The 24,780-nt window shown below is 72.7% G+C and carries 30 protein-coding genes and 2 tRNA genes; 18 read left to right on the forward strand and 14 right to left on the reverse strand.

Features of this window, described 5'->3' with window-relative positions; genetic code table 11:
- Positions 1-56 precede the first annotated feature (56 nt).
- Both ACFQQJ_RS08615 and ACFQQJ_RS08620 read right to left on the reverse strand, forming a co-directional pair.
- Entirely contained in the window at positions 57-1,016 is a 960-nt protein-coding gene (locus ACFQQJ_RS08615; protein WP_377105697.1) for a glycosyltransferase family 2 protein, read from the reverse strand.
- A gap of 91 nt (positions 1,017-1,107) precedes the next feature.
- Positions 1,108-1,605, reverse strand: a complete 498-nt coding sequence (locus ACFQQJ_RS08620; protein WP_377105698.1) for a DUF427 domain-containing protein — start codon at positions 1,603-1,605, stop codon at positions 1,108-1,110.
- Between the two features lie 80 nt (positions 1,606-1,685).
- On the opposite strand from ACFQQJ_RS08620, the gene ACFQQJ_RS08625 reads away from it, so the two are divergent.
- Positions 1,686-2,384: a ZIP family metal transporter gene (locus tag ACFQQJ_RS08625; RefSeq protein WP_377105699.1), complete on the forward strand. Its 699-nt coding sequence runs from the start codon at positions 1,686-1,688 to the stop codon at positions 2,382-2,384.
- 10 nt (positions 2,385-2,394) lie between these two features.
- On the opposite strand, the gene ACFQQJ_RS08630 is transcribed toward ACFQQJ_RS08625, so the two are convergent.
- Positions 2,395-3,009, reverse strand: coding sequence for an NAD(P)-dependent oxidoreductase (locus ACFQQJ_RS08630; RefSeq protein WP_377105701.1), 615 nt, complete (start codon positions 3,007-3,009; stop codon positions 2,395-2,397).
- Between the two features lie 165 nt (positions 3,010-3,174).
- Between ACFQQJ_RS08630 and ACFQQJ_RS08635 the strand changes: the two genes are divergently transcribed.
- From ACFQQJ_RS08635 to ACFQQJ_RS08645, 3 genes are all read left to right on the forward strand, one after another.
- On the forward strand, positions 3,175-4,362 hold the full coding sequence (locus ACFQQJ_RS08635) for a cytochrome P450 (RefSeq protein ID WP_377105702.1): 1,188 nt from the start codon (positions 3,175-3,177) through the stop codon (positions 4,360-4,362).
- A 158-nt stretch (positions 4,363-4,520) separates the two neighbouring features.
- Entirely contained in the window at positions 4,521-5,918 is a 1,398-nt protein-coding gene (locus tag ACFQQJ_RS08640; RefSeq protein ID WP_377105704.1) for an ElyC/SanA/YdcF family protein, read from the forward strand.
- A gap of 87 nt (positions 5,919-6,005) precedes the next feature.
- Positions 6,006-6,245 (forward strand): hypothetical protein, encoded by a 240-nt coding sequence (locus tag ACFQQJ_RS08645; protein ID WP_377105706.1) that lies wholly within the window; start codon positions 6,006-6,008, stop codon positions 6,243-6,245.
- 22 nt (positions 6,246-6,267) lie between these two features.
- On the opposite strand, the gene ACFQQJ_RS08650 is transcribed toward ACFQQJ_RS08645, so the two are convergent.
- Positions 6,268-6,999, reverse strand: coding sequence for a FadR/GntR family transcriptional regulator (locus ACFQQJ_RS08650; protein ID WP_377105708.1), 732 nt, complete (start codon positions 6,997-6,999; stop codon positions 6,268-6,270).
- 98 nt (positions 7,000-7,097) lie between these two features.
- Here ACFQQJ_RS08650 and ACFQQJ_RS08655 point away from each other — a divergent pair, with 98 nt between their 5' ends.
- From ACFQQJ_RS08655 to ACFQQJ_RS08680, 6 genes are read left to right on the forward strand one after another with little or no spacing between them, the layout of a single operon-like run.
- Positions 7,098-7,859 carry a (Fe-S)-binding protein gene (locus tag ACFQQJ_RS08655; protein ID WP_377105710.1) on the forward strand — a complete coding sequence of 254 codons (762 nt, stop codon included), beginning with the start codon at positions 7,098-7,100 and terminating at the stop codon, positions 7,857-7,859.
- Positions 7,856-9,337 (forward strand): LutB/LldF family L-lactate oxidation iron-sulfur protein, encoded by a 1,482-nt coding sequence (locus ACFQQJ_RS08660; protein ID WP_377105712.1) that lies wholly within the window; start codon positions 7,856-7,858, stop codon positions 9,335-9,337. Before ACFQQJ_RS08655 ends, ACFQQJ_RS08660 begins: the two co-directional genes overlap by 4 nt.
- Positions 9,334-9,984, forward strand: coding sequence for a lactate utilization protein C (locus ACFQQJ_RS08665; protein WP_377105714.1), 651 nt, complete (start codon positions 9,334-9,336; stop codon positions 9,982-9,984). Before ACFQQJ_RS08660 ends, ACFQQJ_RS08665 begins: the two co-directional genes overlap by 4 nt.
- A 39-nt stretch (positions 9,985-10,023) precedes the next feature.
- Positions 10,024-10,455: a DUF6325 family protein gene (locus ACFQQJ_RS08670; protein ID WP_377105716.1), complete on the forward strand. Its 432-nt coding sequence runs from the start codon at positions 10,024-10,026 to the stop codon at positions 10,453-10,455.
- Positions 10,452-10,808, forward strand: coding sequence for an SHOCT domain-containing protein (locus tag ACFQQJ_RS08675; RefSeq protein ID WP_377105718.1), 357 nt, complete (start codon positions 10,452-10,454; stop codon positions 10,806-10,808). Before ACFQQJ_RS08670 ends, ACFQQJ_RS08675 begins: the two co-directional genes overlap by 4 nt.
- A 2-nt stretch (positions 10,809-10,810) precedes the next feature.
- On the forward strand, positions 10,811-11,425 hold the full coding sequence (locus tag ACFQQJ_RS08680) for a maleylpyruvate isomerase N-terminal domain-containing protein (protein WP_377105720.1): 615 nt from the start codon (positions 10,811-10,813) through the stop codon (positions 11,423-11,425).
- Position 11,426: 1 nt separating this feature from the next.
- Here the strand turns inward: ACFQQJ_RS08680 and ACFQQJ_RS08685 are convergent, their stop codons facing one another.
- Positions 11,427-12,080, reverse strand: coding sequence for an NADPH-dependent F420 reductase (locus tag ACFQQJ_RS08685; RefSeq protein WP_377105722.1), 654 nt, complete (start codon positions 12,078-12,080; stop codon positions 11,427-11,429).
- A 109-nt stretch (positions 12,081-12,189) separates the two neighbouring features.
- On the opposite strand from ACFQQJ_RS08685, the gene ACFQQJ_RS08690 reads away from it, so the two are divergent.
- Both ACFQQJ_RS08690 and ACFQQJ_RS08695 read left to right on the forward strand, forming a co-directional pair.
- Complete coding sequence (locus ACFQQJ_RS08690) at positions 12,190-13,605, forward strand: MFS transporter (protein WP_377105725.1); 1,416 nt, start codon at positions 12,190-12,192, stop codon at positions 13,603-13,605.
- A complete protein-coding gene (locus ACFQQJ_RS08695) occupies positions 13,598-14,149 on the forward strand; it encodes a TetR/AcrR family transcriptional regulator (RefSeq protein WP_377105726.1) in 552 nt (183 codons plus the stop codon). The genes ACFQQJ_RS08690 and ACFQQJ_RS08695 overlap by 8 nt, the downstream gene beginning before the upstream one ends.
- 39 nt (positions 14,150-14,188) lie before the next feature.
- Here ACFQQJ_RS08695 and ACFQQJ_RS08700 read toward each other — a convergent pair whose 3' ends face one another.
- Positions 14,189-14,920: a type 1 glutamine amidotransferase gene (locus ACFQQJ_RS08700; protein ID WP_377105728.1), complete on the reverse strand. Its 732-nt coding sequence runs from the start codon at positions 14,918-14,920 to the stop codon at positions 14,189-14,191.
- A complete protein-coding gene (locus tag ACFQQJ_RS08705) occupies positions 14,917-16,215 on the reverse strand; it encodes a MurT ligase domain-containing protein (RefSeq protein WP_377105729.1) in 1,299 nt (432 codons plus the stop codon). The genes ACFQQJ_RS08700 and ACFQQJ_RS08705 overlap by 4 nt, the downstream gene beginning before the upstream one ends.
- A gap of 103 nt (positions 16,216-16,318) precedes the next feature.
- Here ACFQQJ_RS08705 and ACFQQJ_RS08710 point away from each other — a divergent pair, with 103 nt between their 5' ends.
- Together ACFQQJ_RS08710 and ACFQQJ_RS08715 are read left to right on the forward strand one after the other, a co-directional pair.
- Positions 16,319-16,645 carry an ArsR/SmtB family transcription factor gene (locus ACFQQJ_RS08710; protein WP_377105731.1) on the forward strand — a complete coding sequence of 109 codons (327 nt, stop codon included), beginning with the start codon at positions 16,319-16,321 and terminating at the stop codon, positions 16,643-16,645.
- 2 nt (positions 16,646-16,647) lie between these two features.
- On the forward strand, positions 16,648-17,136 hold the full coding sequence (locus ACFQQJ_RS08715) for an SRPBCC domain-containing protein (protein WP_377105732.1): 489 nt from the start codon (positions 16,648-16,650) through the stop codon (positions 17,134-17,136).
- A 111-nt stretch (positions 17,137-17,247) separates the two neighbouring features.
- Here ACFQQJ_RS08715 and ACFQQJ_RS08720 read toward each other — a convergent pair whose 3' ends face one another.
- Entirely contained in the window at positions 17,248-18,039 is a 792-nt protein-coding gene (locus tag ACFQQJ_RS08720) for an SGNH/GDSL hydrolase family protein (RefSeq protein WP_377105733.1), read from the reverse strand.
- Positions 18,040-18,148: 109 nt separating this feature from the next.
- Between ACFQQJ_RS08720 and ACFQQJ_RS08725 the strand changes: the two genes are divergently transcribed.
- Positions 18,149-18,778: a DUF2461 domain-containing protein gene (locus ACFQQJ_RS08725; RefSeq protein WP_377105734.1), complete on the forward strand. Its 630-nt coding sequence runs from the start codon at positions 18,149-18,151 to the stop codon at positions 18,776-18,778.
- Between the two features lie 103 nt (positions 18,779-18,881).
- Here ACFQQJ_RS08725 and ACFQQJ_RS08730 read toward each other — a convergent pair.
- From ACFQQJ_RS08730 to ACFQQJ_RS08740, 3 genes are all read right to left on the reverse strand, one after another.
- Positions 18,882-18,957, reverse strand: a tRNA-His gene (locus tag ACFQQJ_RS08730).
- A gap of 66 nt (positions 18,958-19,023) precedes the next feature.
- Positions 19,024-19,653, reverse strand: a complete 630-nt coding sequence (gene orn / locus ACFQQJ_RS08735; protein WP_377105735.1) for an oligoribonuclease — start codon at positions 19,651-19,653, stop codon at positions 19,024-19,026.
- 53 nt (positions 19,654-19,706) lie between these two features.
- Positions 19,707-20,249: a DinB family protein gene (locus ACFQQJ_RS08740; RefSeq protein ID WP_377105737.1), complete on the reverse strand. Its 543-nt coding sequence runs from the start codon at positions 20,247-20,249 to the stop codon at positions 19,707-19,709.
- A gap of 61 nt (positions 20,250-20,310) precedes the next feature.
- Between ACFQQJ_RS08740 and ACFQQJ_RS08745 the strand changes: the two genes are divergently transcribed.
- Positions 20,311-20,383, forward strand: a tRNA-Arg gene (locus ACFQQJ_RS08745).
- Positions 20,384-20,396: 13 nt separating this feature from the next.
- On the opposite strand, the gene ACFQQJ_RS08750 is transcribed toward ACFQQJ_RS08745, so the two are convergent.
- The gene (locus tag ACFQQJ_RS08750; protein WP_377105739.1) at positions 20,397-20,708 is read right to left on the reverse strand and encodes a hypothetical protein; all 312 of its coding nucleotides are present in this window, start codon (positions 20,706-20,708) and stop codon (positions 20,397-20,399) included.
- 529 nt (positions 20,709-21,237) lie between these two features.
- On the opposite strand from ACFQQJ_RS08750, the gene ACFQQJ_RS08755 reads away from it, so the two are divergent.
- Complete coding sequence (locus ACFQQJ_RS08755; protein WP_377105741.1) at positions 21,238-22,851, forward strand: phytoene desaturase family protein; 1,614 nt, start codon at positions 21,238-21,240, stop codon at positions 22,849-22,851.
- A gap of 54 nt (positions 22,852-22,905) precedes the next feature.
- On the opposite strand, the gene ACFQQJ_RS08760 is transcribed toward ACFQQJ_RS08755, so the two are convergent.
- Together ACFQQJ_RS08760 and ACFQQJ_RS08765 are read right to left on the reverse strand one after the other, a co-directional pair.
- Entirely contained in the window at positions 22,906-23,391 is a 486-nt protein-coding gene (locus ACFQQJ_RS08760; RefSeq protein ID WP_377105743.1) for an SRPBCC family protein, read from the reverse strand.
- Positions 23,392-23,451: 60 nt separating this feature from the next.
- The gene (locus tag ACFQQJ_RS08765; protein WP_377105745.1) at positions 23,452-23,667 is read right to left on the reverse strand and encodes a hypothetical protein; all 216 of its coding nucleotides are present in this window, start codon (positions 23,665-23,667) and stop codon (positions 23,452-23,454) included.
- 133 nt (positions 23,668-23,800) lie between these two features.
- On the opposite strand from ACFQQJ_RS08765, the gene ACFQQJ_RS08770 reads away from it, so the two are divergent.
- Complete coding sequence (locus ACFQQJ_RS08770) at positions 23,801-24,763, forward strand: YihY/virulence factor BrkB family protein (protein WP_377105747.1); 963 nt, start codon at positions 23,801-23,803, stop codon at positions 24,761-24,763.
- Positions 24,764-24,780 lie beyond the last annotated feature (17 nt).

Below are 24,780 nucleotides of genomic sequence, written 5' to 3' on the forward strand. Positions count from 1 at the left end.
CCCACCCCTGAACGGTCGCCGAACCCGCCCAGCCTCTTCCCGCCGCTGAAGGAGGGTCAAGGTGCACTGTTGCGTACCGGCACGGAGGCCCGGCGGGCCCTCCGGACAGGTGTCGTGCGGTGCCGGTCCAGCGGGCGGTGCCGGAGTTCGGAGAGCAGGGTGAAGTAGCGGCGCAGCAGCGGCACCCGCGCCCGCAGCGGGATCAGGTTGCGCTGGAGGAGGACCTGCACGGGCATCATCACCCGCGCCTGGCGCAGCAGCCGCCGGTAGGCGGGCTGCCACGACTCCCACAGCCCGTTCTCGGCGAGGTTGTGGCGCAGGATGTCGATCGCGGCGGCGAAGGAGAAGACGTTCTTCACCCCGAAGGCGCCCACGATGCTGTCCGGCCGCAGGCAGTAGTGGTAGTAGACGGTGCGGGTGAGCGCCACGCGCCGGGCGCGGCGGAGGATGCGCGGCGTGGTCGCGAGGTCCTCGTAGAAGATCGCCGGGAACGGCTCGTCGTCGGCGTGGAAGAGCTCACGGCGGTAGAGCTTGGCCCAGGCGAAGGCCGGCAGCCGGACCATGTTGATCGAGGTCTCCGCCGCCTCCGGCCCCGTGAAGGACGACCGCCGGGGCAGGAACGGGAACGGGACGCGCAGTCCCGCTGCCTCGAAGCAGAAGCCGCCGATCACGACGTCGGACCCGGTCTCGCGCGCGATCCGCAGGGTGTCGGAGACGAAGGTCGGCTCGATCCAGTCGTCGGCGTCCACCATGGTGACGTACTCGCCGGTGGCGAGCGCGAGGGCGGCGTTGCGGGACGGTCCGAGGCCGCGGTGCTCCTGCAGGACGACCCGAACCTCGGGGTGCGCCGCGGCGTAGCGGCGCAGCACATCGGCCGAACCGTCACGGGAGCCGTCGTCGACGACGATCACCTCCAGGGGACGGTGGTCCTGCGCGAGCAGGGAGTCCAGGCAACGCGGCAGCCACCGCTCCACGTTGAACACCGGCACCACCACGCTCACCAGCGGTTCTGTCACGACGCCTCCCTCCGGGCCAGGCGCCCGCGGATCGCGGGGCCCTCACCCTCTTACCCGCTGGGTGACGTTTTCCTCACACCCAATGCCCGGATCACCAGCCGGCGCTGCCCGGAACCCCCTTGAACGGCCCGGCGACGGAGGCGGTGATCCACCCTCCGTAGAAGCCGCCCGGCTGCGGCAGGACCGTCTCGTCGCCGACCAGGCAGGCGTCCATCCGGCCGGCGTAGAGCGCGACGTGGCCGGCGAGCTGCTCGAAGCCCGGCGCGGGACGCGGGTAGTACCAGGCCGCCCCGGCGGCCGTGCGGCCACCCCCGGTGACGTCGAGGTAGCGCGCGGAGCCCTTCCACTCGCAGAACGAGGTGCCCGCGGCCGGGGTGAGGACGCCGTCGGCGAACGCCGAGCGGGGGAGGTAGTAGGTCGGCGGATGGCTGGTCTCGAGCACCTGCCAGGAGGTCGAGGTCCGGCAGACGACCTGTCCGCCGAGGACGACCTGGATCGGCAGGGTGCAGGCCCGCACCGCCGGGGGCCGGGGATAGTCCCACACCGACTCCTGGCCGGGGCGGACGGGATCCGGTACCGGGCGCGTCATGCGGCCAGCGTAGGAACCGGCGGCAAAGCTGCCCCCGTCCGGACGGGGCGGGTGGGCGCCACCCCTGACAGGATGGCGGCATGTGGGCAGCACTGGGATGGGGCGCGGTCGCGGCCGGTTCGGTGGTCATCGGCGCACTGCTCGCGCTGCTGCGGAAGTGGCACCACCCGACGGTCGGCTTCGTGCTGGCGTTCGGCGCCGGTGCCCTGATCTCCAGCGTCGCCTACGAACTGGTCGAGGACGGGATCCGGACGTCCGGGCCGGTGCCGCTGGGCATCGGGCTCGCCCTCGGCGCGCTGGCGTTCTACCTGGCCGATCGCAAGGTCGAGCGCATGACGTCGGGCGGGTCCGGCGGCGTGCCGCTCGCGCTCGGCGCACTGCTGGACGGGATCCCCGAGCAGCTCGTCCTCGGGATCGGCCTTGCCTCCGGCGGCGGGGTCAGCCTCGCCCTGCTGGGCAGCGTGTTCGTCTCCAACCTGCCGGAGGGCCTGGGCTCGTCCGCGGAGATGCTCGAGTCCGGGCGGTCCCGACGCTCGGTGATCGGGCTGTGGTCGCTGGTCGCCGCGGTGTGCACGCTCGCCACGCTGGCCGGCTACGCCCTGGCAGAGGTGCTGCCGGAGGAGGTGGCGACCGGTGTGAACGGCTTCGCCGCGGGGGCGCTGCTGGTGATGCTCACCGACTCGATGATTCCCGAGGCCGAGCAGAAGGCACCCGGCCGGGCCGGCCTGGCCACGGTGCTCGGCTTCGCCCTCGCGATGGCCCTCTCGCTGCTCCAGTGACGGGCGCCGCTCAGGCGGGCGTCCCGAGGGCGAAGGTCCGACCGGTGGTCGCGGCGTCCTCCACGCAGTCGAGGATGAACGCGGCGACGTCGGCCCGCGCGATGACGCCGGCGAACGGTCCGGGCTCCTCCAGGGCGGCGATGTGCCCGCTCGCCGGCTTGTCGGTGAGCCCGCCGGGACGGACGATCGTCCAGGCGAACCCCGACTCACGCACCAGGCGCTCCTGCTCTGTGTGGTCCTCCAGGGCGGCGCGCAGGACCAGTGACGTGAACAGCTGCATCGCCCGCGGCAAGTAGTTCCTGGAGTCTCCCGCTCCCAGCGAGGAGTGCACGACCACGCGTCCCGTCCAGCCGGAAGGGAGCGCGTCCAGCACGGCGGCGGTCACGGTGGAGCGGTTGCGGTCGGCACCCCGCGCGCCGCCGATCGCCAGCACGACGGCGTCCGCGCCGTCGGCGAGGGCCGCCGAAAGCACTCCCGGCGCCGTCGCGTCGCCGCGCATGTCGACCGCCCCCGCAACACTCGTGCCCCGCCGGGACACCGCCACCATGTCGTGCCCCCGGCCGACGCCCTGCTCGACCACCAGCCGGCCGGTGCCGGAACTCGCTCCCACCACAACGATGCGCATGCGCCCATGATGCCGGGCCGTCGCGCGCGGACAAGGGCCCGGCCGCCCGGCCCGGCGTGGACGCCGCCGCTAGCCTTTCGCTACAGCCAGCACAGGGGAGGACCGATGGTGGAGGAGCCGGGCCGGCGATGGGCGGTGAGGCCCGGGGAACCCGACGGTCCCAGGGTGGAGCGGCTGGGCACGGAGCGACCGGGGGTGTGGCGCATCCGGTCGGTCGGCGCCGCCCGCCAGGTGCTGCGTGCGCGCGCGGAGACCACCCAGGCCGGCTTCACCGCTGAGTGGATCCCCAAGGGGCGCCTCACCCACCACCCGATCCTCATCTCCGACGGCCCCCAGCACGACGAGCAGCGCGGGAAGGTGGGCCGCTTCTTCGCCCCCCGGGTGGTGGCGGAGCGCTACACCGGCTCGATGGAGGCGTGCGCGGACAGGCTGCTGGCCGGGGCGCTCGCCGCCGGCCGGTGCCGGCTCGACGACCTCGCCCTGCTGTACAGCGTCGAGGTGACCGCTGAGGTGGTGGGCCTCACCGACTCCCCTGTGCCGAAGATGGCCCGGCGCCTCGTGACGTTCTTCAACCAGCCGCCGTTCGACATCACCCGGCCCGACCTCGGCCGCACCCCGGCGCAGTGGGCGCGGGCCGCGGCCAACGGGCTGCTGCCGATCATCCGCTTCCACCTCGCGGACGTCCGTCCGGCCATCCGCGCCCGGCGCCGCGCACGCCGTGCCGACGTGGTCAGCCACCTGATCGACGAGGGGTACTCCGACATCGAGATCCTCGTGGAGTGCGTCACCTACGGCACCGCGGGCATGGTGACGACGCGGGAGTTCATCTGCATGGCCGCCTGGCACCTGCTGCGCCATGACGCGCTCCGCGAGCGCTACCTCGTGGCGGGGGAGCAGGAGCGGTTCGCGATCCTGAACGAGATCATCCGGCTCGAGCCCGTGGTGGGCCACCTGTACCGGCGGGTGCAGCAGCCGGTGACGATCAGCGAGGGCGCGCAGTCGTGGACGCTGGACCCGGGCGACCTGGTCGACCTGTGCATCCGTGCGGCCAACGCCGACCCCGAGGTGGTGGGGGACAGCCCGCTCGAGTTGTGCCCGGGACGGTCGCTGCCCGCAGGGCTGAACCAGGCGGTGCTCAGCTTCGGCGACGGCGCGCACAAGTGCCCGGGCCAGCCGCTGGCGATCCTGGAGTCCGACGTGCTGCTGCGGCGCCTGCTGGCCCTCGACGTCACCGTGGCCGCCGAGCCGGAGCTGGGCTGGGACGACCTGATCGCCGGCTACTTCCTGCGGGGTTTCGACCTGACGCTCGCCGGACGCAAACCCTCAACCAGCCCCGACCAAACCCTCAAGTAAAGCCACGCCGGCCCCGCCGGCGATGCCAGACTTCCTGAATCGACCTCTTTCGCAGATGGTCGCCATGGCGTGGGATACCGAGTCAGGGAATCCCTGCGCCCACCACCGCGCGCCGGTGTATTCGGCGTGCCCGAATACGAAAGGTGAGGTGTCGTCGAATGCATTCTCGCGGTATTCGTCGGGCCCTCGTCGCGCTGCTCGGCGGGGTTGTCGCCACCGCCGGGCTCCTGGTGCCGGCCACCCCGTCGCGCGCTGCCAGCTCGGTGTCGGCGGAGATCCTGAAGGGTCAGGCCATCTACTTCCTGCGCACCGGGGACGCCGCCCAGCGCGAGGTCGTGCTCGGCTCGCTCGCCTTGAAGTCGCCCTGGCAGGCCACGCTGTGGACGGATTTCCTGAATTCGTGGGAAACCATCAACAAGTCGATGGCGATGAACTCCTCGGTGCCGAAAGGGCTGCCCTCGAAGGGGCACGTGTTCGTCGTCCTCGGTTCCGCACTGAGCAAATCCGGGAAGATGACGACAAAGCTCGAGCGTCGCATGAAGCTGGCGCTCAAGGCGCTCTCGAAATACCCGTCCTCGAAGGTCCTGGTGACCGGTGGGGCCGCCCGCAACGGGCACACCGAGGGTGAGGTCATGCAGAAGTGGCTGCTGGCCCGAGGGGTGGCGAAGAGCCGCATCATCGTGGAGAAGAAGGCCGCGAGCACGGTCGGCAACGCCACCAACTCGATGGCCGTTCTCGCGGCGTCCCCGGCGACCAGCTACAGCCTGATCTCCGACTCCTCGCACCTGCGGCGGGCGAGCATCCTGTTCCGCGCGGCGACGGTCCGCGTCCAGGAGGTGTCGGGCCAGCCGTGGACGATCCGCCAGCTCGCCAATGTCGCCTACCTCGACATGAAGACGGCCGGACGCGTGCCGCTGTCCGCCTCGTCGGTGGCCTACACCGCCAGCAACGTGGCGAGCGTGCTCAAGATCGCGGCGCCGTACAAGGCGGTGCTCGCCAAGCCGCCGTCCGACCCGGTGCTCACCTCGATCGCGCTCACGGCGCCGAAGAAGGTGACCTACACGGTCGGGGAGCGCTTCAGCACCTCCGGAATGGTCGTCAAGGCCGTCTACGACAAGGGCGCCTACGCCCGGGTGGTGACCTCCGGCGCGACGCTGAGCGGTTTCGACTCCGGCACTGTCGGCACCTCCCAGGTGAGGGCCGCGTACAGCGAGGGCGGCGTGACGAAGGCGGCGACCATCCCCTACACGGTGGTGAAGGCGACCGGTTCGCTGTCCTGGTCGTTCTCGACGAAGAAGATCACGCGGTCGCGCACGAAGGTCACCGTGAAGGCGACCGTCACCGCCCCGAACGGCCTCGTGCCCACAGGCAAGGTGCGGTACTACCTCGACGGCAAGCTCCTGAGGTCGATCACGCTGGACGGCGACGCGAGCCCGGTGCGCTTCACCTATCCGAAGATCGCCAAGCCCGGTCGCCACGCCTTCGTGGTGAAGTACCTTGGAAGTGACCAGCTGACCGGCGCAAGGAAGGCCGTCACCCTGTCGGTCAAGGCCTGATCCGGCCCGCCGCGGCCGCGTCCCCGGAGGGATTGCGCCGCGACACGCCGGGGTACTGCACCGCTGACCGCGACCAGGGAGGACAGCATGAGTCACCACAACGACGACCACGGCACCGGTGACGCACCCGCCCAGGGGCCGGTGCCCGGGCCCTTCCTCGGCTCGTCGGCGTCGGAGGAGGAGGGGGTGCGCGCCGCGTCCGGCTCCGGGAACGCCCGGGAGGGCGAGCCCGCCGCCGCGGACTCCGCCGCCACCAACCAGCCGGGAGCCGTTCCGGTCCGGCCCGACCCGCTCGACCACGACCTCGGCGAGCCGCGGCGCGTGTAGGCGCGCCGCCGGTCCGCGCGGCTCAGTCCTGGTCGCGGGCTTCCGCCGGGCCGGCGATGCCGAGGGTGGAGTAGGCGCGCCGGATGTGTTGTTCGACGAGGTTCGCCGCGGCGGCGGAGTCGCCGGCCTCGATCGCGGAGAGGATCTGCTGGTGCTCGTGGAGCAGCTCGGCCCGGTGCCGCGGCCAGTCGGGCAACGACGCGGACGCGGTGCGGATGGCCTCGCGGACCGCCTGCCGGATCGCGACGGTGAGGTCGGCGATCAGCTCGCTCTGGCCCGTCCGCGCGATCTGGACGTGGAACGCGGTGTCGAGGTCGTTGAACTCGTCCACCGGCTCGACCTCCTCCATCCCCGCGACCAGAGCGCGCAGCTTGCGCAGCGAGCGGGCGTTGGTCCTGCGGGCGGCCAGCGCCGCGGAGGACCGCTCCAGCGCCACGCGGGTCTCTGTCAGGTCGTCGGTGCCGGCGTCGGAGAGGGCCAGGTGCAGCTGGAAGATCCGGGCGAGCGCGTCGCCGCGGGCCGGAGCGATCCGGGTGCCCCGTCCCGGGCCGGTGCTGGAGGTGATCAGGCCCTGGGTCTGGAGGACGCGCATGGCTTCCCGGACGGCCGAACGGCTGACGGCGAGCTGGACGGCGAGGTCCCGCTCCGGGGGCAACTGATCGCCGGGTCGGTGGGTGCCGGCGAGGATCCCGGCCTCGATGTGCTTGAGCACGACCTCGTAGGCGTGCAGGCCGGAGCGCTCCGCTGGTGTCACGCACCACATTGTGGCGGACGCGCGGGCAGCACTTGACGACACGGACGCAAGAGGGCAGACTCCAAATGGTCTGACCAATGAGGGTCAAGGAGGAGCCGATGACAATCCGCACAGACGGGCTCACGGTCGCACTGTTCGCGACCTGCATCAACGACGTGATGTTCCCCGGCACGCCCAGGGCCGTGGTGGAACTGCTGGAGCGTCTGGGATGCCGGGTCGAGTTCCCGATGGAGCAGACCTGCTGCGGCCAGATGTTCACCAACACCGGCTACTTCGACGCGGCCGTGCCGAACGTCCGCAACTACGTGAAGGCCTTCTCCGGCTACGAGTACGTCGTCGGCCCGTCCGGCTCGTGCGTCGGGGCCGTGCGGCACCAGCACCCGATGCTGGCCGACCACGCCGGGGACGCCGGGCTCGCCGCCGAGGTCGACCGCGTCGTCGCGCGCACCTACGACCTGAGCGAATTCCTGGTGGACGTCCTGGGCGTCACCGACGTCGGCGCGTACTTCCCCCACCGGGTCACCTACCACCCCACCTGCCACTCGGTGCGGGTGGCGAAGGTGGGGGACCGTCCCTACCAGTTGCTCAGCAAGGTGAAGGGCATCGACCTCGTGGCGCTGCCGGACGCCGACCAGTGCTGTGGCTTCGGGGGCACGTTCTCGGTGAAGAATCCCGACGTGTCGGTGGCCATGGCCGCGGACAAGGCGCGCCACGTGATGGAGACCGGTGCGGAGTACCTCGTCACCGGCGACAACGCCTGCCTGATGAACATCGGCGGCATCCTGCACCGCCAGAACTCCGGGGTGAGGCCGATCCACCTCGCCGAGATCCTGGCTCGCACCGAAGGAGGCGAGCGATGACCGCGGACGCGCAGCGCCGGACGCCGGCCCCGCCGGCCGGGACCTACCTGGGCATGCCGAAGTTCCAGAAGAACGCGAAGCCGGCCCTCGCCAACGAGCAACTGCGCAAGAACCTGCGCCACGCCACCGGCACGATCCGCGCCAAGCGGGTCGCGAGGGTCTCCGAGGTGCCCGAGTGGGAGGAGTTGCGCCGGGCAGGGGAGGCCATCAAGAACCGCACGCTGCGGCACCTCGACACCTACCTCGTGCAGCTGGAGGAGTCGCTGGTGCGGGCCGGCGCCACCGTGCACTGGGCCCGCGACGCCGCGGAGGCCAACCGGATCGTCGTCGGCCTCGTGCAGTCCAAGGGTGTGGACGAGGTGGTCAAGGTCAAGTCGATGGCCACCCAGGAGATCGAACTGAACGAGGCGCTCGAGGAGGCCGGCATCGCCGCCTGGGAGACCGACCTCGCAGAGCTGATCGTCCAGCTCGGCCACGACCGGCCCAGCCACATCCTCGTCCCCGCGATCCACCGCAACCGCTCCGAGGTGCGCGAGATCTTCCTCAGGGAGATGAAGCGCTACGGCACCGCAGCGCCGGAGGACATCACCGACGACCCGGCCGAGCTGGCGGGGGCCGCCCGCCGTCACCTGCGGGAGAAGTTCCTGCGCGCGAAGGTCGCGGTCTCCGGGGCGAACTTCGCGATCGCGGAGACCGGGACGCTGGTGGTCGTCGAGTCCGAGGGCAACGGGCGGATGTGCCTGACGCTGCCCGAGACACTGATCTCGGTGGTCGGCATCGAGAAGGTGCTGCCCACGACGGCCGACCTCGAGGTGTACCTGCGACTGCTGCCCCGCTCGTCCACCGGCGAGCGGATGAATCCCTACACCTCGATGTGGACCGGCGTCACCCCCGGCGACGGCCCGCAGGAGGTGCACGTGGTGCTGGTCGACAACGGCCGGACGAACGCGCTGGCCGACCCGCTGGGACGCCCCGCGCTGCGGTGCATCCGGTGCTCGGCCTGCCTGAACATCTGCCCGGTGTACGAGCGCGTCGGCGGGCACGCCTACGGCTCGGTGTACCCGGGCCCGATCGGCGCGGTGCTGAACCCCCAGCTGCGCGGGATCAGCCACGAGATCGACCAGTCGCTGCCGTACGCGTCCACCCTGTGCGGGGCGTGCTTCGACGTCTGCCCGGTGCGGATCCCGATCCCGGACATGCTCGTGCACCTGCGCAAGGAGGTCGCCGACCACAAGAAGGGGACGCCCAGGGTCGAACCGACCGCGATGGCGCTGGCCGGGTGGGTGCTGTCCGACCGACGGCACTTCGAGCTCGCCCAGCGCGCGGCCGGCCTCGCCGCGCGGGTGCTGCCGCACACCACCCACCTCGGCCCGATGCCCTGGCCGGCCTCGCCGTGGACCCGGGCCAGAGACCTGCCGATGCCACCCCCGGAGTCGTTCCGGTCCTGGTGGCGCAAGAACCGGGAGGAGGGGCGATGAACGCGCGTGAGGAGATCCTGGGGCGTGTCCGCACGGCCCTCGCCGACGTGACCGAGCTCGACCCGGTCGCCGACGTGCCGGTCGCGTGGGAGTACGGGCGTGCCACCGCCATGGCCGACGTGCTCGAGCGCTTCGTCGAGACGACAGAGGACTACAAGGCCACGGTCGTGCGGGCGGCGGCAGGGGACGTCCCCGCCCTGATCGCCGAGCTGCTCGCCGGGGCCGGCGTGGCCACCGCGGTGCTCCCGTCCGGCCTGGACGATGCCTGGCGTGCGGCGATCGCCGCGTCCGGCGTGAGGGTGCTCGACGACGAGCCACAGCTGTCGCGGGCAGAGCTCGACCGGATCGACGCCGTCGTGACCGCTTCGGCTGTCGGCATCGCCGAGACCGGGACGATCGTCCTCGACCACGCTGCGGACCAGGGCCGCCGCGCCCTGACGCTCGTGCCGGACACCCACCTCGTGGTGGTCCGCGCCGACCAGGTGGTCTCCGACGTCGCCGAGGCGGTCGCCCGGCTGGCCCCCGCGGTGACCGACGGCGCGCCCCTCACCTGGATCAGTGGCCCTTCCGCGACCTCCGACATCGAGCTGAGCCGCGTCGAGGGCGTCCACGGGCCGCGCACCCTTCTGGTCATCCTGTCCGAGTGAGGCGGTAGTGTTCGCTCGAGGCTAGGAGAGGACGTGGCAATGCCGCTGGGACCGATCGAAATCGTGGTGTTCTCGCTGCCCGGTGACGGGCTCGCGGGAGAGGTGCTCAGCGAGGTGCAGTCGCTGGTCGCGGCAGGCACGGTGACGATCGTCGACGCCGTGCTCGCGCGCCGCGACGCCGATGGCGCGCTCACGCTGGCCGAGCTCGCGGACGAGCCGAGCTGGGACGACCTGGCCGGCTCGATCGACCACGTCGAGGGGCTGGTCGCCGCGGAGGACGTGGACCTGCTCACCGCCGACCTGCCCGCCGGCCGCGCCGGCCTCGTGCTGGCGTTCGAGAACACCTGGGTGCGTCCCCTGCTCGCGGCCGTGCGCGGCGCCGGTGGGGCTGTCCTCGGCGAGGTGGCGGTGGCCGACGTCGTCGTCCAGGAGATCGCGGACACCGTTCCCGACGAGGAGGAGAACCGATGAGACGCAGGGTCGGACGTCCCAGCCTGCTGGGCACCATGGCACGGACCGCCGTGATCGCCGGAACCGCCCAGGCGGCGGCCGGGTCGGTTGCGCAGTCGCAGGCGGCGAAGGCGCAGGCTGCCGCCTCCGAGCAGGCCGCGGCGCAGGCCACCCAGGCCGAGCTGGCCGACCTGCGCAACCAGGTCTCGCAGCTCCAGGCACCGCCCGCGCCCCCGGCCGCACCTGCTCCCGCTCCCGCCGCGGCGCCTGCCGGCGACCTGATGTCGCAACTGCAGCAGCTCGCCTCGATGAGGGAGGCGGGGCTCCTCAGCGACGCCGAGTTCGCCGCGGCCAAGGCCCGGCTCCTCGGCTGAGCGTGACCGGCGACTGGGCCGGGTCGCGCCGGGCGTTCGCCGACGCCACGGCGTGGTTCCGCGTCGTTCTCGGCGAGGTCGGTGACCGCTGGTCCGCGCCGGGGCTGGGGGAGTGGGACGTGCGCGCCCTGGTAGGCCACACGAGCCGCTCCCTGCTCACGGTGGAGGCCTACCTCGCGCGCCCGGCCGGCGCCGTCGAGGTCGGCTCGGCCGCGGCCTACTACCAGGTGACGCGCGCGATAGCGGCCGGCCCGGAGGTGGCGCAGCGGGGACGCGACGCCGGCGCGGCGCTCGGCGACGACCCGGTGTCGGCGGTGGCGACGATCGCCGAGCGGGTGCTGCCGCTCGTCGAGGCGTGCACCGGCCAGGAACTGGTGACCACCATCGCCGGCGGCATGCGGCTCGCCGACTACCTGCCGACCCGCGTCCTCGAACTCACCGTGCACACGGCCGACCTCGCCGCGGCCCTCGGGCGCCCGCTCGACCCTCCCGGGCGTCCCGCGGCGCTCACGCTGGAGCTGCTGAACGAGCTCGCGGTGGCCCAGGGCAGGGCCGGGGCGCTGATGCTCGCCCTCACCGGACGGCGCGGCTTGGGGGACGGCTTCTCGCTGCTGTGAGTCAGCGGACGATCCGGTAGCCGAACATCGGGGAGCCGACGACGCCCCACAGCCGGAGCCAGACCAGCATCAGCGCCTCAGCCCCCCGGGCCGTCTCCAGGGGCCCGAGGTCGATCACGTCGGTGTGCCCGAGCTCGGTGAGCAGCCTCGTCACGACGGCCTTGCTGTCCGCGTCGTCGCCGGAGACGAAGGTGGTGAACCCGGGCAGCTCCTGCGGGGACACCATCAGCCGGGCGGTCATCGTGTTCAGGCTCTTCACCACCCGCAGGCCGGGCTGGGCGCGCTGGAGCTGCTCGGCGAGGGAGTCGGTGTTCGCCACGAACAGGCTCGGGGGGTAGCCGTGGGAGGCGTCCAGCGGGTTCGCCACGTCGAGCAGGACGGTCCCGTCCGCGATGCCGGCCGCGGTCACGCCGGCCACGGACGCGGTGCCCGCCAGCGCGTTGACGACCAGCTCGGCACCGGTCGCCGCCTCGGCGAACGAGCCCACCTCGATCGTGGGGTGGGCGGCCGCCCAGGTGCCGAACCCGTCGGCGCCGTCGCGGGCCAGCGATGCCACCGGGTCGCGCGTCCCCACCGTCACCTCGTGGCCGTGGGTCACCAGGGCCGCGGCGAGCGTCCGCCCGACGACGCCGGTGCCGAGGACTGCGATGCGCATCCGGGTCTCCTTCCTCCCCCGCGATCGTGCGCCGGGCGGGCGCCCGGTGGAATACGCACCTTTCCGGGGCGGCTACACTCCTTACCGACCGGTAAGTAAGGACAGGTGGATGAACGACAGCCAACGCAACCGCGTGCTCGCGGTGCTCTTCGTCGGGGTACTGATGGGCGCCCTCGACATCGCGATCGTGGGGCCGGCCCTGCCGGCGATCCAGGCGGAGTTCGGCCTGGACTCGCGTGCGGTGTCCTGGATCTTCAGCAGCTACGTGCTGGCCAACCTCGTCGGCACCCCGCTGATGGCCAAGCTCAGCGACTTCTTCGGGCGGCGGGCGATCTACGTGCTGGACGTGGCGCTGTTCGCCGCGGGCTCGCTGATCGTGGTGTTCTCGCACGGCTCCGGGCTCTTCGGCGTGCTGCTGGCCGGGCGGATCGTCCAGGGCCTGGGCGCCGGTGGCATCTTCCCCGTGGCGAGCGCGGTGATCGGCGACACCTTCCCTGCCGAGAAGCGGGGCGGCGCTCTGGGCCTGATCGGCGCCGTCTTCGGGCTGGCGTTCCTGGTGGGCCCGATCCTCGGCGGGCTGCTTCTGGGCCTGGGCTGGCAGTGGCTGTTCGGCATCAACCTGCCGATCGCGCTCGTGGTGATCGCGCTCGCCTGGCGGCTGCTCCCGCACGAGCGCGTGGCGACCTCCGGTGGCTTCGACTGGGCGGGCATGGCAGCCCTCGCGGTCGCGCTGGGGACGCTGGCCTACGGGCTCGGCGCGATCGACACCGCGGACGTCTGGCAGAGCCTCACCGGGACGGGCGTGTGGCCCTGGCTGCTGGCCTCGGTCGTGGCCTGGGTGGTCCTGGTCGCCGTCGAGCGGACGGCCGCGAATCCGGTCTTCCCGACCCGGCTGTTCCGCCGCCGTCAGCTCTCGGTCGGCTACGCGCTGACCGCCGGGGCCGGCCTCGGCGAGGCCAGCCTGGTCTTCCTGCCGTCCCTGGCGGTCGCCGCGCTGGGCGTCCAGGCCCACGTCGCGAGCTACCTGCTGATGCCGGTGGTGCTGGCCATGAGCGTCGGCTCCCCGCTGGCGGGACGCCTGCTCGACCGGCTGGGCTCCCGGGTGGTCATCCTCGCCGGGGTGGCGGTGATGACCGCCGGCATGTTCCTGCTCAGCCAGACGTCGTCGTCGCTGGTGATGTTCATCGTCTCGGGCCTGCTCGTCGGCCTCGGACTCTCTGCACTGCTCGGGGCGCCGGTGCGCTACGTCACGCTGAACGAGACCACGCCGGCCGACCGGTCGGCCGCCCAGGGACTGGTGAACACCTTCACCAGCATCGGTCAGCTCGTGGGCAGCGCGGTCGTCGGGGCGGTGGCCGCCTCCGCCGGTGGTGCGGCAGCCGGCTACAACGGTGCGTTCGCCCTGATCGGCGCAGTCGGGGTGGTGCTGCTGCTGGTCGCCCTGCAGCTCAAGCCCCGGGCCGCGGAAGCCGCACCCGCCGCGGCCGGAGACCGGGGCGAGCGGACGGACGCCGCCCATGCGTGACCGCATCCTGGAGACCGCGACCGGGATGTTCGTCGAGCGCGGCTACGAGGGCGTCGCGATGCGGGAGATCGCCGAGGCCTGCGGCATCACCAAGGCCGCGCTCTACTACCACTTCGCGGGCAAGGCGGAGGTGCTCGAGGCCGTCGTGACCGGCTACCTCGCCGAGATCGCGGACGTGGTGGAGGCCAGCGCGGCCCACGGCGTGGGTGAGCAGCGGCTGCGGTGGCTCGTCGAACGCCTCTTCGCCCTGCCGGCACAGAAGCGGGCGATCATGCGGCTCGCCATGCACGACCTCGGACAGTTGCTCCCCGAGGCGCGGGCGTCGTTCGGGGCCGCCTACCACGAGCGCTTCCTCGCGCCGCTGCGCGCCGTGGTCGCCGATGCATCCGCGTCCGGGGAGTTCAAGGCGCTCGACCCCGGCGTGGTGGTGTGGGTGCTGCTGGGCATGCTCTACCCGTTCTTCGCGCCACCCGGTGCCGCGGCCTCGGGCAGGGGAGCCGTCGACGACCTCCTCGACGTGTTCTTCCACGGCCTCACCGCCTGAGGGACGCCGTCCCGTGCTGGCGGGGCACCGGCGCGGCGGTCAGCGGCGCAGCCCGGCCTTCCGGACGGCGGCGATGCGCTGGCGACGCAGCTCGTCCAGCTCCTCGCTGGGCAGCGGGTCGAGCGGGTGCCCGAGAGCGCGCTCGAGCAGGTGGTCGGCGAGCTCGGGGTTGCGGGCGAGGATCGGGCCGTGCGGGTAGATGCCGAGCACGTTGCCCTGCACGGCCCCGTCGGTGCCGTCCCCGGCGTTGCCGATCCCGATCTCCACGCGGGCCAGCGGACGCGCGTCCGGGCCCAGGTAGGTGAAGCCGCCGTGGTTCTCGAACCCGGTGATCAGGCTCTGCGTGCCGTCCGGCTTCGTCCAGCTGCTGAGCACCTCGCCGACCGCCCGCTCCGTGCCGCGCCGGGTGTTCACGTCCAGCAGCCCCAGCCCCTCGATGACCTCGTCGCGCTCGCCGACGGTGAAGGTCTTCCCGACGATCTGGTAGCCCGCGCACACGGCGAACAGCACCGCGCCGGCGTCCAGCGCACGGTACAGGTTCCCGTCTGCGGTCAGGGCGCGTACCGCGGAGACCTGGGCCGCGTCCTCACCGCCCCCGAGCAGGTACACCGCGCCGCCGGCAGGCACGGGCGTGCCCGGCTCCACCTCGATCAGCCGCGCCTCGATGCCCCGCCAGGCCAGGCGGCTGCGCAGGACCATCGCGTTGCCGCGGTCGCCGTAGATGCCCAGCAGTGACTGGTACACCAGGACGATGTCCACCGGTTCGCTCATCGCAGGCCCGCCATCTTCAGGAGTCGCTGGAACGGGGTGTAGGTGGCGATCACGTCGACGGGCCCGCCGCGCTCGCCGAGGGCCGCTCTCAGGTCCGGCTCGACCTCGTGGTCCACGCCGGCGTAGGTGAGGCGGACGGCGAGGTCCTGGGCTCGGGGGCCGGTGCACACCACGGTGCGTCCGGCCAGTTGCTCGTACTCGACGTCCCACAGCCAGGAGACGTCCTTGCCGTCGGCGGCCACCGAGTCGATGGCGAGGATCACCGGGTCCGAGGTGGCCAGGGGCAGCGCCTCGGCCCAGCCCGCGGGGTTCTTGGCCAGCAGCAGGCGGGCCCGGGTGCTGCCGAAGGCCGCGGTGGCGAACCGGCCGGCGGGGGCGGTGACGGTGTGCATGCCGGCGAGGGCTTCGGCCACGGGGACGCCGAACTCGACCGCCGCCGCCAGGGCGCACGCCGCGTTGGACACGTTGAAGGAGCCGGGTACCTGGAGGTCGGGGCGCACCATCCGGCCGCCGGGGAGCACGATCCGGTCGCCGTCCACGCGGTAGCCGGCCTCGGGCTGGGCCAGGCTGCAGCCGGGGCAGTCCCAGCGGTCGCGGCCGTCCCGCGCGGTGCGGCGCAGGATCGTGCCGCACGCCGGGCACAGGGCGCCGTCGGCGTTCCAGGTGGTGGCGGTCTCGACCCAGACCACCCGTGCGGCGGTCTGTGCCGCCCACACGACCAGCGGGTCGCAGGCGTTGGCGACGATCACCGGGCCGCTCGTTCCCGCGGCCTCGAGGGCGAGCCGCCAGGAGCGTCCCAGTGCCTTGATCTCGTGGTGGCGGTCGAGCTGGTCGCGGCTGAAGTTCAGCAGCACCAGCAGTTCAGGGTCGGCGAAGGCGATCATGTCCGACACGACCCGCTCGTCGGTCTCGAGCACGGCGATGTCGGCGGCCGGCTTCTCGCTGAGGGCGGAGGCGATGCCGTAGTGCAGGTTCGCGCCGTCGGCGTTGGTGACCAGCCGTCCCGCCGCGTCGCCCAGGCCGGCGCGGACGGCGGCGGCGAGCAGGTGGGTGGTCGTCGTCTTGCCGTTCGTTCCCGAGACCGCGACCACCCGGCGTCCCTGGAGCAGCTGCGCGAAGGCGTCCGGGGCGAGCCGCGTGAGTACCTGGCCACGGATGGACGCCCCCGAGCCCCGGCCCGCGAGGCGCGAGGCGAGCGCGGCCGCGTTGCCGATCCGGATGGCCGCCCACAGTCGCCACCGCTCGGGTCGCGACAGGGACGCGGGCACCGCGGGGGTGCTGAGGACGGACGGCATGGGGCCCATTCTGCCAAGTCCCCGAGCCGGCGCGCCGATCGCCGCGTCCGGTGGGCAGGAGGGGTCTTGACAATCTACAACCAAACGGTTGTATGTTGGTGGGGTGATCGACCAGGACGAGGACAGGGCGGACGCGTTCTTCCACGCACTGGCCGACCGGACCCGGCGGGACATCCTGCGCCGGGTGCTGGCCGGGGAACACTCGGTCACCGCGCTCGCGGCGTCGTACGACATGAGCTTCGCCGCGGTGCAGAAGCACGTCGCGGTGCTCGAACGGGCCGGCCTGCTCACCAAGCGGCGCAGCGGCAGGGAGCAGCTGGCCAGCGGCGACGTGGACGCGGTCCGCTCGGTTGCCTCGATGCTCACAGAGCTCGAGGACGTCTGGCGGGGCCGCATCGACCGGATCGACCAACTCATCCAAGGAGACTGACCATGCCCGTCACCGATATCACCAAGGACCTCGAGGCCCGCTCCATCGTCATCACCGCCGAGTTCGCCGCGCCGGTGGAGCGGGTGTGGCAGGTGTACGCCGACCCGCGCCAGTTGGAGCGGGTGTGGGGCCCGCCCTCGCACCCGGCGACGGTGGTCGACCACGACCTCGCACCGGGAGGGCTCGTCCACTACTACATGACCGGGCCGGACGGGGAGAAGTACTACGGCGGCTGGCGGGTGCTGACCGTCGACCAGCCGAACGGCTTCACCTTCGAGGACTTCTTCGCCGAGTCCGACTTCACGCCCACCGCGGGCCTGCCCGTGTCGTCGTCGGAGTTCCGGTTCGAGCCCCTTCCGGCCGGCACCAGGGCGGTGTTCACCACCACCTACGACACCGCGGAAGCCCTCCAGCAGGTGCTCGACATGGGCATGGAGGAGGGGGCCACCCAGGCCACCAACCAGATCGACGCGTTGCTCGCCGAGGGCTGAAGGCGGCCCGCGGGAAATGACTCAAGGTCCGTTGAGTGAAAAAACGGACGCTGGTGTGGGGGTGCTCACGTCGTCGGAGGGGGACGGCCGTGAGCACCCCCCACCCCCGTCTCAGGCGCCCGCGGAGGGCGCCACCTCCCGGTAGGACGCCTGCTTGGCGCTCCGTCCGGCACCAGAACTCGTCCGGCGCACCCGGCGCATCATCCAGGGGCTCAGGTGCTCGCGGGCCCACACCACGTTCCAGTCCAGCCGCTCACGACGGTTCATCGGCGGCAGCGGAGGCAGCGGGTCGTCCCAGTCGGGACGGTCGGGGGCCAGGCCAAGGCCGACGAGCGCGGCCTGCGCCGTCCGCTCGTGGCCCAGCGCGTTCAGGTGCAGCCGGTCCTCGTGCCACATCCGCCAGTCGCGCAGGGACCGCATGTTCCACGCGTCCAGCACGTGGGCGCCGTGACGCCGGGCGATCCCGACGATATGGATGTTGTAGATCGCCGTGCGGTTGCGGGTGAGCTTGATCACGGGGGAGTCCCGGGCGTCGACGCCCAGGCCCAGCAGCACGTCCGTCCCTGCCGCGCGGAACCGCACCACCGCCTCCTCGACCGCCGCCGCCATGGCGTCGGGGTCGGCGTCCGGACGCAGCATGTCGTTGCCGCCTCCCCACAGCGACACCAGGTCGGGCGCCAGCGCCAGGGCCGGCTCCACCTGCTCGGCGAGGATCGGACGCAGAAGGCGTCCCCGGATCGCGAGGTTGGCGTAGCGGACGGGCTCCCCGGCGCGGTCGGCGAGGTGCTGGGCGAGGCGGTCGGCCCAGCCGACCGGGCATCCGGCGGTGTCGAGGTCCATCAGCCCCTCGGTGAGGGAGTCGCCCAGCGCGACGTAGGAACGCCAGGGGATCGTCTCGGCCACGGTCTGCCAGCTTTCTGCTCGGGAGGAATTCACGGTAGCGCCCGTGCACTGCACTCACGCCGCTGTCCGGGATACCCCTTCCGGACTCGAGCGTGCCACAGTGTGCGGCGTGACCCAGGGGATCCCGCGCGACGCGGTCGCGTTCTTCGCAGAGCTCGAGCTGAACAACGAGCGGTCCTGGTGGGCCGCCAACCAGGACCGCTGGAAGCGGTCGGTGCGCGGTCCGGTGCAGGCGGTGTGTGACGCGCTCACCGGGGAGTTCGGGGAGGCCAAGCTGTTCCGGCCGCACCGCGACGTGCGGTTCTCCGCCGACAAGTCGCCCTACAAGACCCACCAGGGCGCGGTCGTGGGCACCTCGCCGGGTGTCGGCTACTACGTGCAGGTGAGCAGCCAGGGCCTGATGACGGGCGCCGGGTGGTACCTGCCGTCCCCACCTCAGGTGGCCGCCTACCGGGAGGCCGTGCTCGACGACGACGCCGGGGACGCCCTCGCGGGCATCGTGGAGGCGCTCGGAGCGTGGGGGGCGGAGATCGACGGCGACCTGCTCAAGACCGCGCCGCGCGGCGTCGACCCGGACCACCCCCGGATCGGACTGATGCGCCACAGGTCCCTGCTCGTCTCGATCCCGCACGGCGAGCCTGCGTGGTTGGGCGGGGACGACGTGGCCGAGCACGTGCGCGAGGACTGGCGCGCCTACCGTCCGCTCATCGAGTGGCTGGATGAGCACCTGTCGTCATAGGGACGCGCGCGGGAGGGTTGCCGCTCCTGTGGGCGCGCTGCGCGCCTCCTGCCCCTGCGCCGGCCTCGGCATGCGAACGAGCTCGCCTGCTCTCGGCCTTCCTTGGGGTGAGTAACGGGACTCGAACCCGCGACATCCTGGACCACAACCAGGTGCTCTACCAGCTGAGCTATACCCACCATGCGTCACCGACGGCCCCCGAAAGGGCTGGCCCAGCTTAGCGGTTGAAGGTGCGAGAGCAGAAATCAGTGCTCGACGGACGGGACCGCCTCGCCGGTGAGGGAGCCCTGGTGCTTGGCCGCCAGCTCCCGCAGCGCCTCGGTGTTCAGCCCCGGCGGGGGGACGAACAGGGCCTCGCGGTAGTAGCGGAGCTCCTCGATCGACTCCTGGATGTCGGCCAACGCACGGTGGTTCCCGTTCTTGGCCGGGGTGTTGTAGTACGCCCGCGGGTACCAGCGGCGGGCCAGCTCCTTCAGGCTGGAGACGTCCACGTTGCGGTAGTGGACGTGCGCCTCCAGCGTCGGCATGTCGCGGGCGAGGAACGCACGGTCGGTCCCGATGGTGTTGCCGGCCAGCGGCGCGCGTCGAGGCTCGGGGACGTGCTCGCGAATGTAGGCGAGCACCCGCTCCTCGGCCTCGGCCATGTCCAGGCCGTCCTCCAGCAGCGGCAGCAGGCCCGAGTTGTCGTGCATGGTGCGGACGAACTCGCCCATCTGCTCCAGCGCCTCGGCCGGGGGCCGGATGACCACCTGGATGCCGTCGCCCAGGACGTTGAGCTCGGAGTCGGTGACCAGCGCTGCGACCTCGATGAGCGCGTCGGCCTTGAGGTCGAGCCCGGTCATCTCGCAGTCGACCCAGACGAGGTGTTCGTTCACGGGCGGTACTTTACGTCGTTCGTCGCGGGCCGGTCACACCATGACACCCGTTGTCACGCCGTCCCCGCCCAGCCGGAGTTGATGCCCACGGACCGCTCGCGCAGGCCGCGCAGGTAGCCCGCCTGTCCGACGTGCTGGGCGGTCTCGACCATCACCGACACCAGGCGGACGCCGCGGGTGACCGGCGGCGTGTAGCGGGCGTCGATCACCTCGTCCAGGCGCTCGGGGGAGAGGCTGTCGAGCAGGGCCCGGGTCTGTGCCCAGGTGGCCGCAGCGTAGCCGTTGAGCAGTGCGGTGTCGGTGACGTTGAAGGCCCCGACCTCGACCGGCGTCATCCGGAAGCCGTGCGCCTGGCGCAGGTACGGCAGACCGAAGCGCTGGTACCAGCCGTCCGACGTCCACACCTGGTCGACCCCGCCGAGGTGGGCGACGTGGTCGTCCTCGATCCGGGTGAGGTGCCAGATCAGCCAACCGATGGAGTTGGCCTCCGGGTCGGGACGCCACAGCAGGTCGTCGCCGGAGAGGCCGTCCAGCACGGCGGGGATCAGTTCGTGGACCCGACCCAGCGAGTCCCGGACGATGTCGAGGCTGTCCATGCCCCCATCCTGCCCCGCGTGCGTGGCACCGGCCAGAGCGGGATACCATCGAAGACGCCGGGCCCCCGTAGCTCAGCGGATAGAGCAACAGCCTTCTAATCTGTCGTGCGCAGGTTCGAGTCCTGCCGGGGGCGCTGTCATGCCTTGTCAGACCGGATCATGCTCGCCGCGCACCACCACGACGGGGACGCGCGGCCGGGTCAGCTGCTCGGCGATGTCGTAGGCGAACATCGTCCTCAGGGTGGCCAGGTACCAGCCAAGTCCGCCGCGTGGTCGGCGATCGAGAACGTCCGGGACGGACGTGCCGTTGCCCCGAAGCCGGGGAGGTCCACCGAGACGACCGGCCCGCGGGAGGCCAGCAGCGGGGCGGAGGTCGGCGAAGGTGCGGTGCGTCATCCCGATGCCGTGCACCAGGACGCCCGTCGTCGGGCCGGGCGGGCCGGACCGGTGGAGGGGCACGTCCACCCCCCGGGCAGCCGGACGTGCGCGGCGTGCATCGCCAGCGTGCCCGCTTCCGGGGCGGTGGGCCCCCGGCGAAGGGGCCCACCGTGCGTGAAATTCATCACAAGAATCACGTTGCCAGGTGAATGCCGCCCCCCCGGGAACGGGTAGGGCCTCAGTGTCCCGTGGGATCCGTAGGGGCCGCCTCGCCCGGGAGAGCGCCCCGCGGAGTGCGCCGGTTGAGCCAACAGCCGGCGCACCGCGGGGCAACCACGGGCACACCCGGGGACCTGGTGCGTCCCCGGCCCTTTCCCGCCGCCCCTCCCGTCCCCGAGGGCCAGCCCTACCGCCGAGGGCTCGTGCGCCGGTGCTGGCCCTCGGCACTAAGGCTGGCCCTCGCGCGGGAAGGCTGGCCCTGGGCGGGGAGGGCGGGCACCCCGCGGGCGGCCTGCCGCGCCGTCGGGGCGGTGGCCACGAAGGGAGGCATGGCATCGTGGTGTCCGGCGGGCCGGTGCTCGGCCGGCCCGGAGCGGGGTAAGGGGCGGGCATGGCGGCACTCCAGGCGGGCGGCTACGACGCGATCGTGATCGGGGCGGGCCCCAACGGGCTCGTGGCCACCAATGCCCTCGCGGACGCCGGCTGGAGCGTGCTGCTCCTGGAGGCCCAGCCCGAGGTGGGCGGCGCCGTCCGGAGCGCGGAGGTGACGGCTCCCGGCTTCACCACCGACCTGTTCAGCGCCTTCTACCCGCTCGCCGCGGCGAGTCCGGTCATCCGGGACCTCGACCTGCACCACCACGGGCTGGAGTGGCGGCACGCCCCGGCCGTCCTGGCCCACCAGCTGGACGACGGACGCACGGCCGTCCTCCACCGTGATCCCGCGCGGACCGCTGCCGGTCTCGACACGTTCGCGTCGGGCGACGGGGACGCCTGGCTCGCCCTCTTCCAGGAGTGGCAGCGGGTGCGCGACGACGTGCTGACGGCGTTGTTCACCCCGTTCCCGCCCGTGCGGGCGGGGTCGCGGCTGTGGCGGACGCTGCGCACCCCCGGCGTGCTGCGGCTGGCGCGGCTCGCGGTCTCACCCGTCCGCCGGTTCGGCGAGGAGCAGTTCGCGGGCGAGGGCGCGCGCCTGCTCCTGACCGGCAACGCCCAGCACTCCGACATCCCGCCCGACGGTGCCGGGAGCGCCCTGTTCGGGTGGCTGCTGGCGATGCTCGGCCAGGACGTCGGCTTCCCCGTGCCGCACGGTGGGGCGGGGGCCCTTGCCGGGGCCCTCGCCGCGCGGGCCCGCTCCCGCGGGGCCGAGATCCGCACCGGGGCGCCGGTGGTGGAGATCGTCGTCCGCTCCCGACGGGCCCGGGCGGTGCGCCTGGCCGACGGGACGCTGCTGACGGCCTCGCGGGCGATCCTCGCCGACGTGACCGCCCCGGCCCTCTACCAGGAGTTGCTGTCCCGCGTCAGCATGCCGGCCCGGCTCCGCGAGGGCGTCCGGCGCTTCCAGTGGGACAACGCGACCTTGAAGCTCAACTGGGCGCTCGACGGGCCGGTGCCGTGGTGCGGCGAGGAGGTCCGGCTCGCGGGCACGGTGCACCTCGGCGTCGACCTCGACGGCTTCGTCGACCTCGCCGCCGACCTCGCCGTGGGACGGATGCCCCGCCGGCCCTTCGTGCTGTTCGGGCAGATGACCACCGCCGACCCGTCCCGGTCGCCCGCGGGCACGGAATCCGCGTGGGCCTACACCCACCTGCCCCACCGGCACGCGGCGGACGGGGCGGCGCTGGGCCGGCTCACCGCGCAGGTGGAGGAGGCGGTCGAACGCGTTGCGCCCGGTTTCGGGCTGCTCGTCCGCGCCCGGCACGTGCAGTCACCCGCCGACCTCGAGGCAGCTGACGCCAATCTCGTGGGAGGAGCGCTGAACGCCGGGACGTCCGGGCTCCACCAGCAGCTCCTCCTCCGCCCGGTCCCCGGGCCCGGCCGACCGGAGACGCCGATCGACGGCCTGTACCTGGCCAGCGCCTCCGCACATCCCGGCGGGGGCGTCCACGGGGCGTGCGGCTGGAACGCCGCGCTCACCGCCCTCCGAGCGCACGGTCCGCTCGGCGCCGTCCGCACCGCGCTCTCCCGCACCGCCTGGGACCGGGTGCTCGCCGACGGGGAGCGCTGAGCCGCCCTCCAGGGCGCGATCGATCAGGGGGCCAGGGAAAGGGCTGGGACGGGCTCAGCGATGCTCGTGCCGTCCCCGGGCCAGAAGGGCCAGCCGCTGCAGCGTCTCGCGGTTCCGCGAGGTGATCATCATCCTGCGCAGGGGTGGAGGGACGAGCCGTGCGGGACCGGACACCGCATCCTCCGAGATCGTCACCACGCTGCTCTCCTCGCCGGCGGCGCGCACGCTGAGGTGCACCCGGGCCTCGCCCGCGGGCCAGCCGCGCGCCGTGAGCACCAGTTCCGCGGGCGCGTCGACCCGCTCCACCCTGGTGACGTCCTGCATGAGCAGCGGCCATACGCCGAAGGAGTGGTGCAGGCGACTGCCCCGCGCCGGCCAGGCGGAGTCGACGTCCCGGATGCGGGCCGTTCCGACCACCCAGGTCGCGTACGACCAGCCGTCGGCGAGCACCGACCACACGGCGGATGCGGGCGCGGACACCGCCCTCGAGATCGTGGGCCCCGGGTCGTCGGCGTGGGCGCGCGCGGCATCGGAGGTCATGGGTGTCCCTTCTGTGGCATCCGCAGCCCGGGGGGGCCGGGTGGACGGGGGCCGCGCCGCTCAGGCGTGGGCGGGCTCCTCCTGGTCGTCGGCGATCTCCTGCCGGGCCTGGCGGATCAGCTCGCTCACGAGCTCCTCCTCACGGGCCACGAGATCGATGAGCTCGTCGCTGAAGCTGGAGGTGGGATCGGAGGGATCGGCGTACAGCGGTACGTCGTGGATGGCCGTGTCCACCCTCGTCAACTCGGCGGCCAGGTCACGCAGGTTCTCGCTCATGGGCCACAGGTACCCCGCTGAGGCCGCCGCCACGCACGGGGCGTGCCCGGGCCGGACCGATTCGCCCGCGAGGTGCTCGACGAGCTCCCCCGGGTGCTGAGCGAGCTGGGCTGAGGCGGGGTAAGGGGGTCCCATGGCACCTCAGACAACGACGACGGCCCCCGGGGCCAGTGCGGACAGCCCGGCCGGGATCCCGCCGAAGGGCTGGCTCCAGGTCGCCAGGCGCGGCTGGGCGGAGTCCTCGGCCGACCAGATCCCGCTGCTGGCCGCCGGCGTGGCCTTCTTCGGCTTCCTCGCCCTCTTCCCCGCGCTGATCTCGCTCACCCTCATCTGGGGGCTGGTCTCCGACCCGGCCGGGATCACCCGGCAGGTCGAATCGCTCACCGCCTCCCTGCCCCCCGACGCGCGGTCGGTGGTCGAGGGCCAGCTGAACCAGCTCGCCTCCGCACCGGCACAGGCGCTCGGCTGGGGGTTGGTGATCACGATCCTCGCCGCACTGTGGAGCGCGTCTGGCGGCATCGGCAACCTGGTCACGGCGATCAACGTCGCCTACGACGAGCAGCGCAAGCGGGGCTTCGTGAAGGACAAGCTCGTCGCCCTCGCCCTCACCCTTGGCGCGATCGTGTTCATGGCGGTCGTCGTCGCGCTCGTGGCCGGCGTACCGGTGGCCTTCGATCTCGTCGGGCTCGGCGGCGGCTGGCGGTGGCTCGCCGAGGTGGTGCGCTGGGTGCTCCTCGCGCTGCTGGTGATCGCTGCGATCGCCGTCCTCTACCGCGTGGCCCCGGTCCGCGAGGCGCCGAAGTTCCGGTGGGTGAGCGTCGGGGCCGTCGTCGCGACGCTGCTGTGGCTGCTCGCCTCGGCCGGCTTCTCCCTCTACGTCACCCTGTTCGGCAACTACGCCCGCACCTACGGGGCGCTGGCCGGCGTGGTCGTGCTGATGCTGTGGCTGTGGATCACGAGCTACGCGGTGCTGCTCGGCGCGGAGATCAACGCCGAGGCCGAGGAACAGACGGCGAAGGACACCACGACCGGCCCCGCCGAGCCGAGGGGACGGCGGGGCGCGGTGAAGGCCGACTCGCTGCCGCCCGCCGGCTGACCCCGCGGGGCGGCGAG

This window comes from Propionicimonas sp. T2.31MG-18 (assembly GCF_964266745.1).
Classification (GTDB): Bacteria; Actinomycetota; Actinomycetes; order Propionibacteriales; family Propionibacteriaceae; genus Propionicimonas.